Source organism: Methylobacterium sp. 4-46 (genome assembly GCF_000019365.1).
Lineage (GTDB): Bacteria > Pseudomonadota > Alphaproteobacteria > Rhizobiales > Beijerinckiaceae > Methylobacterium.
Map to the genome: position 1 here is coordinate 5626622 of NC_010511.1, position 13108 is coordinate 5639729.

Here is a 13108-nt window from a genome sequence, read left to right on the forward strand (position 1 = left end):
GCCGGTCCCCGGCGCCGCGACGGGGCCGGCGCCCCTCCTCAACCATAGGCCGCGATCGCGCGGGCCTGACCGGGCTCGGGCACCAGGATCCCGGCCTGGGCGTATTCGTTGAGCTTGTTGCGCAGGGTGCGGATCGAGATGCCGAGGATCCGCGCCGCATGGGTGCGGTTGCCGAGGCAATGGTCGAGCGTGTCGAGGATGAGGTCCCGCTCGACTTCCGCGACGGTGCGCCCGACGAGGCTGCGCGTCACCGCCTCGGCCGTCTGAACCGCCCGCGCCGCCGTGCCGGCCCCGCCGTCGAGGGCCTCGCCCTCCGGGGAGCGGATCGCCTCCGGGCCGATCTCCGCCCCCTGGGCCAGGAGGACGGCCCGGTGCAGGGTGTTCTCCAGTTCGCGCACGTTGCCGCGCCAGGGATTGGCGACGATGAGGCGGCGCGCCTCGGCCGAGAGCGGCCGCGCCGGGATGCCGTTCACCTCCGCGTATTTCCGGGCGAAGTGCTGGGCGAGTTCGAGGATGTCGGCCGGGCGCTCGCGCAGGGCCGGCAGGCGCAGGTGGACGACGTTGAGGCGGTAGAGCAGGTCCTCCCGGAAGGTGCCCTTGCGGACCTCCTCGGCGAGGTTGCGGTTCGAGGTGGCGAGCACCCGCAGATCGACGCGCACGCCCTGGCTGCCGCCGACCCGGTCGATGACGCGTTCCTGCAGGGCGCGCAGCAGCTTGGCCTGGAGCCGGACGTCCATCTCGGAGATCTCGTCGAGGAGGAGCGTGCCGCCGGAGGCCTCCTCGAACTTGCCGATGCGCCGGGCCACCGCGCCGGTGAAGGCCCCCTTCTCGTGGCCGAAGAGCTCGGATTCGAGCAGCGCGTCGGGGATCGCCGCGCAGTTGACGCTGACGAAGGGCTTGCCCGCGCGGGCGGACTTGGCGTGGACGTGGCGGGCGAGCACCTCCTTGCCGGTGCCGCTCTCGCCGCTGATGAGCACCGAGGCGTCGGAGCGCGCCACCTGCTCGGCGAGCTTCACGACCCGCTCCATGGCGGGGTCGCGCCAGACGAAGCTGCGCGCGTCCGCCGCCACCGCCTCCAGCACCGCGGCGATCAGCTCGGGGTCGGGCGGGAGCGGGATGTACTCCTTGGCCCCGGCCCGGATCGCCGCCACCGCCGCCCTGGCATCCGAGCCGGTGCCGCAGGCGACGACCGGCGTGCGGATGCGCTCCTCCGCGAGGGCGTCGACGAAGGCGCGGACCGGCAGCCCCACGTCGATCATGACGAGGTCGGCGCCCTTGGCGCGCAACACCGTGAGGCCCTGCTCGACGCCGTCCGCCTGGGTGACGGCCGCGCCCCGGCTCATGGCGATCTTCGAGGCGGTGACGAGTTCGCCGTTCAGGCGTCCGATGATGAGAAGGCGCATCGCGGGCACTCCGCAGTCTGTCGGGGATCGGGCGGGGCTGCGGCTCATCCGACATCCGGTTGATTGCGTCGCAATGCGGATGTCGGCTTCGCTCAGGCGCCGCGCGGGCTCGTGATCCGGGATCCGCTTCGATCAAGCGGATCCCGGATCAGCCGTCGCTCTTGACGATCTCGGTCATGGTGACGCCGAGGCGCTCCTCGACCAGCACCACCTCGCCGCGCGCGACGAGGCGGTTGTTGACGAAGATGTCGATCGCCTCGCCGACCTTGCGGTCGAGTTCCAGCACCGTGCCGGGGCCGAGGCGCAGCAGGTCGCCGACCGGCATGCGGGAGGCGCCGAGCACGGCGGAGACCACGACCGGAACGTCGAAGACCTGCTCCAGGTCGGCGGCGCTCTTGGGGGCCGGGGGGCCGTCGCGCAGCGGGCCGTGGCCGTTCGGGTCGTAGGCGAGGTCGGCCTCGCTGAGCTGGGGCAGGCCGAGTTCGTCGTCGGGCGCCATCGGGTGCGTCTCCGGGTCTAAAGGGGGTCGAGGGCGGCGCGCAGGGCGGCCTCGATGGCGGCGCGCTCGCGCACGACGCCGCCGTCGGCCCATTCCATGCGGGCGTCGCCCGGCATCAGGTCGGGATCGCCGAGCACGATCAGGCGGCCCTCGAAGCCGCGCTCGCGGGCGAGCCGGGCCAGGGCGGCCTGGGTCTCGTCCACGAGGGCGTCGTTCACCCGCACGGCGAGGTGGGGCACGCCGCGCAGGTGCTGGAGGGCCGCGCGGGCGGTCTCGAGGATCGCCGCCACCGGCCGCGCGTCGAGGGCCTCGCCGGCGATCTTGCGGCCGAGCGCCAGGGCGAAGTCGAGGGCCTGGGCCTCGCGCTCGGCGTCGCGGGCATCGGCCGCCGCGAGCAGGCCCGCCGCCGTCACCGCGACCCGGGTGAGGGCGTCGGCGAGCCGGGCCTGCACCTGGGACTCGGCCTGGGCGCGGCCCTCCTGCAGGCCGGCCGCCCGGGCCTCGTCGATCGCCCGGCGCAGCTCCGCCGCGGCCCGCGCGGAGGCGGCGGCCTCGGCCTCGGCGCGGGCGGCGGCGGCGGCGCGCTCGGCCTCCTCGCGCGCCCGCGCCACGCTGCCCCCCGGCACCCGGAAGTCGTTGTCGAACAGGAAGCGCCGCGGCTCGGCCATCAGTAGACCAGCTCCTCCTCGGCGCTGTTCTTGGCGATCATGATCTCGCCCTTCTCGGCGAGCTCCTTCGCCGTCTCGGTGATCCTGGCCTGGGCCTCATCGACCTCCTTGAGGCGGATCGGCCCGAGGGAGGCCATCTCGTCCTGCAGGTTCTTGGCCGCGCGGCTCGACATGTTGCTGAAGAAGAAGGCCCGCACCGGCTCGGACGCGCCCTTGAGCGCCCGGCCGAGCACGTCGCGGTCGATCGCGCGCATGAGCGTCTGCACGCTGCCGGCGTCGAGCTTGAGCAGGTCCTCGAAGGTGAACATGAGCTGGCGAATCTTCTTCGCCGCGCCGCGGTTGTTCTGGTCGAGGGCGGTGAGGAAGCGCGCCTCGGTCTGGCGGTCGAAGGCGTTGAAGACGTCCGCCATCAATTCGTGCGCGTCGCGCCGCGTGGTCTGGGCGATGGTCGAGACGAACTCGCTGCGCAGCATCTCCTCGATGTGGCGCAGGGCCTCCTTCTGCACCGTCTCCATCCGCAGCATCCGGTTGAGCACGTCGATGGCGAAATCCTCCGGCAGGATGGTGAGGACCCGCGCGGCGTAGTCCGAGCGCACCCGCGAGAGGATCACCGCAACGGTCTGCGGGTACTCGTTGCGCAGGAAGGAGGCGAGGATCTCCGGGTCGATCTGGGTCAGGCTGCTCCAGACCCGCCGGGCCGAGGCGCCCTTCACCTCGGCCATGATCTGCGAGACCTGCTCGGGCGGGAAGATCTTGAGGAGCAGCGCCTCGGTGCGCTCGTAGTTCGAGCTGACGCCGCCGCTCGACGAGAGCTTCGAGACGAACTCGACGATGAGCTGCTCGACGGTCTCCAGTTCCAGCGAGCCGAGCTGGACCATGGCGTGCGAGACCTTCTTGACCTCGTCCTCTTCCAGGAGGCGCCAGATCGGCGCGCCGGCCTCGTCGCCGAGCAGCAGCAGCAGGGCCGCGGCCCGCTGCGGGCCGGGCAGCTCCGCCAGGCGCGGGTTCTCGGCCAGCGTGTCCGGGAGGGCGGGTTTCGGGGAGACGGCCATGGGGGCGTTCGGGATCCTCTCGGGGGTTCAGCGGTCCTGGATCCAGCCGCGCAGCACCTCGGCGGTCTCGACCGGGTTCTGGCGCACGATCTCGGCCACGCGCGCGATCGTCTCGGCCTGGATCTTGCCGTTGATCTTGGCGAACTCGACGAGCTGGCGCGCCGGGCTCTCGGGCAGGGCCGGCGCCCCCTCCCCCTCCGCGCCCGCGGCCGGCAGGACCGCGACGGCGGCCAGGGCCGGCTCGGGCGGGGCCTCGGCGGGGAGCACGCGGCGCAGCAGCGGGCGCATGACCGCCAGCACCACCACGAGCGTCAGCAGGGCCAGGACGGCGAGTTCGACGAGGCGCAGCACCTCCTCCTTGGTGGGCTTCAGGAGCGAGGCGAGGAGCCCCTCCTCCGGAAGCTCGGCCGGGACGGCGGTGTCGGCGAAGCGCAGGTTGGCGACCTCGACCTGGTCCCCCCGGCCCTTGTCGTAGCCGACCGCCGTGCGCACCAGGGCGGTGATGCGGTCGAGCTCCTCCTGGCTGCGGGGCGCGTAGACCGGCTTGCCGTCCGGCCCCGGCTGGTAGCTGCCGTCGATGACGACCGCCACCGAGAGGCGCTTGATCCGGCCGCCCTCGTTGACCTCGGTGCGCGTGACCCGGGAGATCTCGTAATTCGTCGTCTCCTCGTTCTTGTTCGAAGTCTCGCGGGTGCCGTTCGCCTGGGCGGTCTCGCGGGCGCCCGGCAGCTCGTTGCCGACGCTGACGCCGGTCTCGCCGGGCCCCTGCGAGGCCGAGGTCTCCGAGCGGGTCTGGCTCGAACGCACGACCCGGCTCTCGGGATCGAAGCTCTCCGAGCGGCTCTCGATCCGGCTGGGATCGAGCTCGGCCGCGACCTGGACGCGGGCGCGGCCCGCCCCGACGATGCCCGCCACGATCCCCTCGACCTGCGCGCGCAGGCGCTGCTCCAGGCTGGCCTGCCGCTCGTCGAGGCCGAGGACGGCCTGCGCGTCGTCGCGCCCGGCCCCGTCCGCCAGGAGGCGCCCGCGCTCGTCCACGATCGAGATCCTCTCGGGCTTGAGCCCCTCCACCGAGGAGGCCACGAGGTGGCGCACCGCCCGGACCTGGCCGGGATCGAGGTCGCCCGCGAGCTTGAGCACGATGGCGGCGCTCGGAAGCTCCCGGTCGCGGTTGAACAGCCGCTTCTCCGGGATGACGAGATGGACCCGCGCCGCCTGCACGCGGCCGATCGCCCGGATCGAGCGGGCGAGTTCCCCCTCCTGGGCGCGCAGGTGGTTGACGTTCTGGACGAAGGTCGTGGTCGAGAAGGCGTCGCCCTTGTCGAAGAGCTCGTAGCCGACGCCGCCCGCGCTCGGCAGGCCCTTGCCGGCGAGGTCCATGCGCAGGCGGGGCAGGTCGGCACGAGGCGCCAGGATCGTCTGCCCGAGATCGCCGCGGGTCTCGTAGCGGATGCCCCGCGCTTCCAGGTCCCGGATCACCGCGCCCGCATCCTGCAGGGAGAGGTCCGCGTAGAGCACGCCCAGTTCGGGCCGCGAGACGCGCAGGATCACGAACGCGAAGAAGCCCACCAGGACGAGCGTGACCGCGCCCATGGCGGCGAGGCGTGCCGGCCCGAACTTCGCCATCAGATCGAGAACCGGTTGCACGACGCGCTCAACCCGCCACAGGGGCCGCTCCGGCCCGTAGGCAAAAATTGCCGGCGCATGGTTAGTGGCCGGTTAACGGGGCGCCTCGCCGAGTCCGGCAAAGCGCCGCCGCTCCCGGCTCGCCGTCGCGAGACCTAACGGGACGTTGTGCCGTTCCGGACGATCGGGCGAGATCGGCAGGATGCGCCGGCTCGACGGCGATGGGCCGATTCCTCCGACGGGATGTGCGGGGAAGTCGTGCAGGGCGATTGTCGAACGCGCCGCCGGGAGCGCGACGGGGATGGAACCCGCGCCGGGGCGATCCCGAATCGTCCGCCCGCGACCGCCTTCCTCGGCGCCGCGCCGCCGGCGCGGCCGATTCGCGCAGATCGCCACGAGGAAGGTCGCGGCACGCGGCGCAGCCCCGACCGTCCTGGCCGGACCGGCCCTGGCGCAGGGACGGCCGGCGAACGGTTCGGCGGCGTCCGCCGACGCCGAGGAGAACGACGAGCCCGTGTCGAATTCGGCCGGGGGCGGCGCGCGGCGAGGAGGACGGGCCGGGATCGCCCGGCCGGCGGCCCGGCCCGTCCGGTCGCCGCCGGAACCATCCGGTCCGCCCGCCCCTTGTCCCGCGATCGTCACGGGACCACGGAGCAGACAATGCGGGACCACGTCGCCTCGTTCGGCATCGGCGTCGCGACGGGCCTGCGGAGCATGACGGCCTGCGCGGCGCTGAGCTGGGCCGCCGCTTCGGGCCGGACGCGGGCGCGGTGGATCCCCGCCGGGCCGGGCGCCCGCGCGGTCGCGACCGCGGCGGCCCTGGCCGAGATGGCGGGCGACAAGATGCCCTTCGCGCCCGACCGCCGGATCCCACCCTCCGTCCTGGCGCGGCTCGTCATCGGGGCGGCCGGCGGCGCGGCCCTGGCCGGGCGGGCCTCGCCCGGAGGCGGGGCCGTCGCCGGGATGGCCGGCGCCCTCGCCGGCACCCTGCTGGGCCGCGCCGCGCGCGGCGCCCGCACGCGCACCGCCTCCGACTGGGCCCGCGCGCTGTCCGAGGACGCGGCCGCCGCCGGGCTCGCCGCGCTCGCCGTCCGCTCCGCCGCACCGCCCGAAGGCCGGACGGAACGACCGGCTCCCGTCCGCCCCTAGACCCGAACCGCCCCCGCCGCGCGGCGCCGGATTGCCGCCGCCGCGGAAGGCGCGACCCGCCTCAGGCCCCGAGCGCCTGCCTCGGCCGCGGGTTCAGAAGATCTCTTTAATCTTTGGGCGCGGTCGGATCATCGGCACTGGCGCCGCGCATTGCTTCGCTCTCGGCTCCAGGCTTGCCACTGATATCCAGCGGCGAGACCAGGTGATAGAGAACCAAAGAATCAAGCTCGATCCACGGCAGCTCTGCCCTCTGCACCAATTGGAGTGCATGATCGGCCGATATCTGATGCTCGAGCGCGATCATTTGGACTGTCTTCCATCCCGGCGACATGATTTTTGTTCTCTCTTTGGAGAATACTTAGGTTCAATCATCGTATACGGCGCAGCAATCCGCGCCCCAGCGCGAATGCAGGGAGAGAGATCTATGATTCACTGATCCCTGTCGCAAGCACCCGGTCCGTCCGCGCAGATCGGGCGGCCATGGCGCGGCAAATGGTTGCGCGGCGCGAACCGCGCCCTCGCCCAAGGCTTGTCGTCCGCGTGGACAACCGCAGGAGGGGTGCATGGCCGAGACCCGGAAACCGCTCAACCCGCTGGAGCGGGAGGAGGCGATCGGCATCAGGGACGGCAGCGATCACGCCGGGGAGCCCGTCACCGACAGCCGCCACGGCGTCGGGACCGCGGCGCCGGCGCAGCGTCCGGCCACCCGGGACGGCGAGACGCGCGACGGGGGCACCGCGGGCCGCCGCGGGACCTGAGGCCGGCGGCGGTTCCCCGCGAGCGCCGTTCGCCAGGCGCGGCGTCGGCGCGCCCCGGCGCGATGCTCCGCGACCGATCAGCGGCCGGACGCGCCCCGCTTCCGGGCCGTCGGCCTAAGGCGCCGGCCGGCGCGCCGGCCCTGACCAGGGCCTCGCGCCGGCGCGGCCAGGCTCTCCCTCGCGAGCGATGGCCAGCGGGCGCGGCGCGTGCGGCACCCGCCATGCCGAGGAGCGTCGTGCCGGGCTCGCGCGGCGCGCGGTCGGGACGGACCTGCACGGGCCCGCGCGGCCTCAGGCCGGGACCGCCCCGCCGAGCAGGTGCTCCAGGATGCGGCCTTCCAGGGCGGCGAGGGCCGGGTCGCCGCGGCGGCGCGGGCGCGGCACCGTCACGGGGAGGTCGAGGGCGATCACGCCCGCCTCCACCACCAGGATGCGGTCGGCGAGCGCCACCGCCTCGGCGACGTCGTGGGTGACCAGCAGCGCCGTGAAGCCCTGAAGCTGCCAGATCCGCTCGATCAGGTCCTGCATGCCGATGCGGGTGAGGGCATCGAGGGCGCCGAGAGGCTCGTCGAGGGCGAGGAGTCCCGGGCGGCCGACCAGGGCGCGGGCGAGCGCCACGCGCTGGCGCTGCCCGCCCGAGAGCGTCGCGGGCCATTGGCCGGCCTTGTCCGACAGGCCGACCTCCGCGAGGGCGGCCGCGGGGCGCGCCCGGCGCGCCCGCCGGGCGCCCTCCTCGCCGAGGCCGACCGCGACGTTGTCGAGCACCCGCGCCCAGGGCAGCAGGCGCGGCTCCTGGAACATGATCCGGCGCAGCCGGCGCGGATCCCGCGCCTCGCGCGGGCCGGCCTCCAGGGTGACCTCGCCCGCGCTCGGCGCCTCCAGGCCGAGGACGAGGCGCAGCAGGGTGCTCTTGCCGCAGCCGGAGCGCCCGACCACCGCCACGAACTGGCCGGCCGGGATCGCGAGGTCGAGGCCGCGCAGGACCGGCCTCCCGTCGAAGGACTTGGCGAGGCCGCGCAGCCCGACGGCGAGGCCCGCCGAGGCGGGTGCGGGGGCGCGGCGCGGGGGCGCCGGGGAGAGGGCCGCCTCGTCGAGCCGGCGCAGGGCGGTGACGGTCATGGTCGCTCGTCGCTGTGGGGGATGAGGGAGGTCAGGCGGCCCGGTAGGCCGGGTTCCAGGACAGGCAGAGCCGCTCGAGCCGGCGCGTCAGCACGTCCGCCACCTTGCCGAGCAGGGCGTAGATCAGGATCGCCAGCACCACGACGTCGACCAGCATGAACTCGCGGGCCTGCATCGCCATGTAGCCGAGCCCGGACGAGGCCGAGATGGTCTCGGCCACGATGAGGGTCAGCCACATGATGCCGAGCGCGTAGCGCAGGCCGACGAAGATCGACGGCAGCGCCCCCGGCAGCACCACGCGCAGGAACAGGCTGGCCGGCGACAGGCCGTAGACCCGCCCCATCTCGATCAGCTGCGGGTCGACGGCGCGGATGCCGTGCAGCGTGTTGGCGTAGATCGGGAAGAACACGCCGAGCGCCACCAGGAACAGCTTCGCCTCCTCGCCGATGCCGAACCACAGGATGACGAGGGGGATCAGCGACAGGTGCGGCACGTTGCGGATCATCTGCACGGTCGTGTCGGTGAGCCGGTCGGCGGCCCGCGACAGGCCGTTGGCGAGGCCGAGCGCGAAGCCGATGCCGCCGCCGACCAGGAAGCCCGCCGCCGCGCGCAGGAAGCTCACCCACAGGTTCGTCCACAATTCGCCCGTGCGGCCGAGCCGCCAGCCCACCGCCGCCACGTCGAGGGGCGCCGGCATGAACCGGGTCGAGACCAGGCCGAGGGAACTCGCGGCCTGCCAGCCGACCAGGATCAGGACGGGCAGGAGCCAGGGCGTCAGGCGCGCGGCGGCCGGGGCGAGGACGCCCGCCGGGAGGCCGCCGCGCGCGGGCGCGGGCGCGCCGGCCCTCACCGGCCCGCCCCGGCGCGGGTGGCGGGCGGCTGCGCCGCCCCGGCGCTTTGGCCGAGATGCGCCGCTACGGCGCCTTGGTGCAGGAGCGCCGTCCCGGCGCCTTGGTGCAGGAGCGCCGCGAGCTGGCCGGCCGCCTCGCCGACCCGCGCGCGGATCGCCGGCGCGACGAGGACGCCGTCCTGGAAGTCGGGGTCGGAGGCGTAGACCGCGCTCGGTACCGCCAGCGCCGCGAAGAAGCCGAGGAGCGGCCGGAAGGAATGCTCCACCACCAGGGCGTGGCGCGCGCCCCCGCCCGTCGCCGCGATGGCGACCGGCTTGTTCGCCAGCGCGGCTGGGTCGACGAGGTCGAAGACGTGCTTGAACAAGCCCGTATAGGCGCCCTTGTAGACCGGCGAGCCGACCACGAGGGCGTCCGCCTGCTCGATCGCGTCGATGATCCGGCGGGCCGGCAGCGGCAGCTGGTCGCGCGTCCAGGCCGCGCCGAGCCCCGGCCCCGCATCGACGAGGTCGTAGAGGCGGACCTCGACGGCCGCGCGGGCGGCGGTCTCCTCGGCGATGGCCTCGACGAGGGCGCGGGTCTTGGAGGGGCGCTGCAGGTTGGCGCTGAAGCCGACGAGTTTCGGACGCGTCATCGGGGGATTCCGCTGCGTAAGGGGGCGGTCGCGCGGCCGGGCCGCCACGAGGAGAGCGACCGCGGACGGAGATGAATGCTCGGCCAGAACTTGCCCTCGGTCAATGAAATGTTCCTTTAAAAGAACAAGACCTCGGAGGCGGGCCTCCTTCCCGACCGGCCCGGCAGAGAAGACTCTCCCGCATCGCCGCCGGTTCGGCCGGGATCGGCGGGGCGCGGGACCGGCCGGGCGCCGGCTCTTGTCCGGTTTATCGAACGATGCGGCGGCCCGCCCGATGCCGCGCGCCGGGCGCGGCGGTCCCGGGCCGGCGCGCCGCACGCTCCCGCACGGATCCGCACCGGATCCGGACCGGCGCGCCCGCCGGTGCGGAGCGCGACGCAACGAGGGCGAAGCTGCCCGTGGCGGCGCCCCGCCGCTTCGGCGAGCCTGCACGTGACCGGCCCGTGCGGCCGGGTCACCCGGAGTTCCCCGATGCTGCTCACGCCCCTCCCGGCGGCGCGCGCCCGCGCGCCGCGCGCCGACGCTCGGCCGACCGCATGGTCGACCGCTCGGCCGACCTCTTGGCCGACCTCTTGGCCGACCTCTTGGCCGACCTCTTGGCCGACCGCTCGGCCGACCTCTTGGCCGACCGCTTGGCCGGCCGCCCTGCGCCGGGCGCTCGCCCTCTCGGCGCCCGTCCTCCTCGGCCTGCTCGCCTGGCTCGGCGGCCTCGACGGCGCCCGCGCCGCACCGGGCGGCGGAGCGCTGCTGCTGCGCGGCCCGGCCCGCGAGGCCGCGCCGGTCGAGGCGCCGCGCCTGCGGACCGACATCGCCGTGACGGTGAGTGGCGCCACCGCCCGCGCCACGCTCACCCAGGTCTTCCGCAACACCACCGACCAGTGGGTCGAGGGCACCTACGTCTTCCCGCTGCCGGAGGACGCCGCCGTCGACACGATGACGCTCGTCGTCGGCGATCGCGTCATCGCGGGGGAGATCCGCGCGCGCGAGGCCGCCCGCACCGCCTACGAGGCCGCGCGCGAGACCGGCCGCGCCGCCGCCCTCACCGAGCAGGAGCGCCCGAACCTGTTCACCACCAGCGTGGCCAATATCGGCCCCGGCGAGACCGTGCTGGTGCAGATCGCGTTCCAGCAGCCGGTGCGGCTGTCGGGCGGCACCCACGCCCTGCGCCTGCCCCTGGTCGTCGCGCCCCGCTACAGCCCGGCGCCCGGCTTGCTCCAGCCGGCCGCCGAGGGGCCGGCGCGCGACCCGGTGCCCGACCGGGCGCGGATCGCCCCGCCGGTCCTCGATCCGGCCGTGCACGGGCCCGTCAACCCGGTGACGCTCACCGTCACCCTGCGGGCCGGCTTCCCCCTCGGGACGGTGGAGAGCGCCACCCACGCGATCCGCGTCGAGGAGACCGGCCCCGACAGCCGCCGGGTGACCCTCGCGGACGGCCCCGTGCCGGCGGACCGCGACTTCGCGCTGACCTGGCGCGCCGCTCCCAGCGCCGCGCCCGCGGTCGGGCTCTTCCGCGAGCGGGTCGGGGAGGACGAGTACCTGCTCGCCGTGGTGACGCCGCCCGAGGGGCGGGCGCCGGCGCGGCGGCCCCGCGAGGTCACCTTCGTGATCGACAATTCCGGCTCCATGGCCGGCGCCTCGATGCGGCAGGCCAAGGCGAGCCTGCTCGTGGCCCTCGACCGGCTCGGCCCGGCCGACCGCTTCAACGTGATCCGCTTCGACGACACCATGGACCTGCTCTTCCCGGCCCCGGTCCCGGCCGACGAGGCGCATCGCGACGCCGCCCGCCGCTTCGTGGCGGCCCTGGAGGCGCGGGGCGGGACCGAGATGCTGCCGCCCCTGCGGGCCGCCCTCGCCGACCCGCATCCCGAGGAGGGCGACCGCGTGCGCCAGATCGTGTTCCTGACCGACGGCGCGATCGGCAACGAGGAGCAGATCTTCTCCGCGATCAGCGCCGGGCGGGGCCGCTCGCGCCTGTTCATGATCGGCATCGGCTCGGCCCCGAACGGGCACCTGATGACCCACGCGGCGGAACTCGGCGGCGGCAGCTACACGGCGATCGGCACGATCGACCAGGTGGCGGAGCGCACGGCCGAGCTGCTCGCCAAGCTGGAGAGCCCGGTCGTCACCGACCTCGCGGCCGCCTTCTCGGAGCCCGGCGTCGAGGCGACCCCGCGCCTCCTGCCCGACCTCTACCGGGGCGAGCCGGTGGTCCTCGCCGCCCGCCTGCGGGAGGCGACCGGCACGCTGACCCTGCGCGGGCGGATCGGCGAGGCGCCCTGGCAGCAGGTGCTGACCCTCGCCGAGGCGCGGGAGGGCAGCGGCATCTCGAAGCTCTGGGCGCGGGCGAAGATCGGCGAGGCCGAGACCGCCCGCCTCACCGGCCGCATGAGCGCCGAGGCCGCCGACGCCGCGATCCTGCGGCTCGCCCTGGCGCACCGGCTGACGACCCGGCTCACCAGCCTCGTCGCCCTCGACGTCACCCCGCGGCGACCGCCGGGCGTCGCCCTCACGGCCGCCGACCTGCCCCTGAACCTGCCGGCGGGCTGGGACTTTTCGGCTCTGTTCGGCGGCGAGGGGCGGATGCCGCGCGCGCGGCGGGCCGAGGCTCCCGTCCCGCGCGCCGCGCAGGAGGGCCGCGGGGTCGACCTGCCGCAGACCGGGACCGACGCGCCGGCCCTGCTCTGGCTCGGCCTCGTGCTGGCCGGCCTCGGCGCCGGGCTGCTCGGGCGCGGCGCGGGCTCGCGGAGGCCCGCGTGACCGGGCGGCGTGGGCCCGGGAGGGCGGCGCTCGCCGCCCTCCTGCTGGCGGCCGGCCTCGCCCTCCTGGGCCAGGCCGGCTCGATCCGGGCCAAGGGCCTCCTCGCCCAGGCGCTGCTGGAGCGGGCCTTCGCGCGGAGCCTCGCCGCGGGGGGCCGGCCGGTGCGGCCCTGGCCCTGGGCCGACACGGTGCCGGTCGCCCGGCTGACCCTCCTCGGCCGCTCCCTGGTCGCCCTCGACGCCAGCAGCGGGCAGGCCCTGGCCTTCGGTCCCGGCCACGTGCCGGGCACGCCTGAGGCCGGCGAGCCCGGCACCGCCGTCTACGCGGCCCATCGCGACCTGCATTTCCGCGGCCTCGACCGGCTGCGGACCGGCGATCCGGTCGCGGTGACGCGCCGGGACGGGGTGCGCCTGCGCTTCCGGGTCACCGGGACCCGGGTGGTGCGCCACGACGCCTCCGGCATCGACCCGCACGCGCCGGGGCGGCGGCTCGTCCTCGCCACCTGCTGGCCCCTCGACGGCGCGACCCGGGGGCCGCTGCGCCTCCTGGTCGAGGCCGCGCTGATCCCCGGGGAATAGCGCGGGCGCGGCTTGCG

General features: G+C 75.1%; 13 protein-coding genes. 4 read left to right on the forward strand and 9 right to left on the reverse strand.

The features are described from left to right. Positions 1–38: 38 nt before the first annotated feature. The 5 genes from M446_RS24655 to fliF all read right to left on the reverse strand — a co-directional run bounded on the left by M446_RS24655 (position 39) and on the right by fliF (position 5269). Positions 39–1403: a sigma-54-dependent transcriptional regulator gene (locus M446_RS24655; RefSeq protein ID WP_012334834.1), complete on the reverse strand. Its 1365-nt coding sequence runs from the start codon at positions 1401–1403 to the stop codon at positions 39–41. A 148-nt stretch (positions 1404–1551) separates the two neighbouring features. After that, positions 1552–1902 (reverse strand): flagellar motor switch protein FliN, encoded by a 351-nt coding sequence (fliN, locus tag M446_RS24660; RefSeq protein ID WP_012334835.1) that lies wholly within the window; start codon positions 1900–1902, stop codon positions 1552–1554. A 17-nt stretch (positions 1903–1919) separates the two neighbouring features. Continuing rightward, the gene (locus M446_RS24665) at positions 1920–2570 is read right to left on the reverse strand and encodes a FliH/SctL family protein (RefSeq protein ID WP_012334836.1); all 651 of its coding nucleotides are present in this window, start codon (positions 2568–2570) and stop codon (positions 1920–1922) included. After that, on the reverse strand, positions 2570–3622 hold the full coding sequence (fliG, locus tag M446_RS24670) for a flagellar motor switch protein FliG (protein WP_012334837.1): 1053 nt from the start codon (positions 3620–3622) through the stop codon (positions 2570–2572). The genes M446_RS24665 and fliG overlap by 1 nt, the downstream gene beginning before the upstream one ends. 27 nt (positions 3623–3649) lie before the next feature. After that, positions 3650–5269, reverse strand: a complete 1620-nt coding sequence (fliF, locus tag M446_RS24675) for a flagellar basal-body MS-ring/collar protein FliF (protein WP_012334838.1) — start codon at positions 5267–5269, stop codon at positions 3650–3652. Positions 5270–5908: 639 nt separating this feature from the next. On the opposite strand from fliF, the gene M446_RS24680 reads away from it, so the two are divergent. Beyond that, complete coding sequence (locus tag M446_RS24680; RefSeq protein WP_012334839.1) at positions 5909–6397, forward strand: hypothetical protein; 489 nt, start codon at positions 5909–5911, stop codon at positions 6395–6397. Between the two features lie 106 nt (positions 6398–6503). Here the strand turns inward: M446_RS24680 and M446_RS24685 are convergent, their stop codons facing one another. Continuing rightward, on the reverse strand, positions 6504–6701 hold the full coding sequence (locus M446_RS24685) for a hypothetical protein (protein WP_018261050.1): 198 nt from the start codon (positions 6699–6701) through the stop codon (positions 6504–6506). 259 nt (positions 6702–6960) lie between these two features. Between M446_RS24685 and M446_RS24690 the strand changes: the two genes are divergently transcribed. Next, on the forward strand, positions 6961–7155 hold the full coding sequence (locus M446_RS24690) for a hypothetical protein (RefSeq protein WP_012334840.1): 195 nt from the start codon (positions 6961–6963) through the stop codon (positions 7153–7155). A gap of 291 nt (positions 7156–7446) precedes the next feature. On the opposite strand, the gene M446_RS24695 is transcribed toward M446_RS24690, so the two are convergent. Genes M446_RS24695 through msuE form a run of 3 tightly spaced genes read right to left on the reverse strand, consistent with a single transcriptional unit; the run spans position 7447 to position 9756 of the window. Continuing rightward, a complete protein-coding gene (locus M446_RS24695) occupies positions 7447–8274 on the reverse strand; it encodes an ATP-binding cassette domain-containing protein (protein ID WP_012334841.1) in 828 nt (275 codons plus the stop codon). Between the two features lie 31 nt (positions 8275–8305). Then, positions 8306–9124 (reverse strand): aliphatic sulfonate ABC transporter permease SsuC, encoded by an 819-nt coding sequence (ssuC, locus tag M446_RS24700; protein ID WP_012334842.1) that lies wholly within the window; start codon positions 9122–9124, stop codon positions 8306–8308. Further along, entirely contained in the window at positions 9121–9756 is a 636-nt protein-coding gene (msuE, locus tag M446_RS24705; protein ID WP_012334843.1) for an FMN reductase, read from the reverse strand. The genes ssuC and msuE overlap by 4 nt, the downstream gene beginning before the upstream one ends. Positions 9757–10227: 471 nt before the next feature. Between msuE and M446_RS24710 the strand changes: the two genes are divergently transcribed. After that, positions 10228–12513: a marine proteobacterial sortase target protein gene (locus M446_RS24710; protein WP_012334844.1), complete on the forward strand. Its 2286-nt coding sequence runs from the start codon at positions 10228–10230 to the stop codon at positions 12511–12513. Further along, positions 12510–13091, forward strand: a complete 582-nt coding sequence (locus M446_RS24715; protein ID WP_012334845.1) for a class GN sortase — start codon at positions 12510–12512, stop codon at positions 13089–13091. Before M446_RS24710 ends, M446_RS24715 begins: the two co-directional genes overlap by 4 nt. Positions 13092–13108: the final 17 nt, after the last annotated feature.

Coding starts and splice junctions, on each gene's coding strand:
- M446_RS24655 (WP_012334834.1), bottom strand. CDS start 1,403: ATGCGCCTTCTCATCATCGGACGCCTGAACGGCGAACTCGTCACCGCC.
- fliN (WP_012334835.1), bottom strand. CDS start 1,902: ATGGCGCCCGACGACGAACTCGGCCTGCCCCAGCTCAGCGAGGCCGAC.
- M446_RS24665 (WP_012334836.1), bottom strand. CDS start 2,570: ATGGCCGAGCCGCGGCGCTTCCTGTTCGACAACGACTTCCGGGTGCCG.
- fliG (WP_012334837.1), bottom strand. CDS start 3,622: ATGGCCGTCTCCCCGAAACCCGCCCTCCCGGACACGCTGGCCGAGAAC.
- M446_RS24680 (WP_012334839.1), top strand. CDS start 5,909: ATGCGGGACCACGTCGCCTCGTTCGGCATCGGCGTCGCGACGGGCCTG.
- M446_RS24685 (WP_018261050.1), bottom strand. CDS start 6,701: ATGATCGCGCTCGAGCATCAGATATCGGCCGATCATGCACTCCAATTG.
- M446_RS24690 (WP_012334840.1), top strand. CDS start 6,961: ATGGCCGAGACCCGGAAACCGCTCAACCCGCTGGAGCGGGAGGAGGCG.
- M446_RS24695 (WP_012334841.1), bottom strand. CDS start 8,274: ATGACCGTCACCGCCCTGCGCCGGCTCGACGAGGCGGCCCTCTCCCCG.
- msuE (WP_012334843.1), bottom strand. CDS start 9,756: ATGACGCGTCCGAAACTCGTCGGCTTCAGCGCCAACCTGCAGCGCCCC.
- M446_RS24710 (WP_012334844.1), top strand. CDS start 10,228: ATGCTGCTCACGCCCCTCCCGGCGGCGCGCGCCCGCGCGCCGCGCGCC.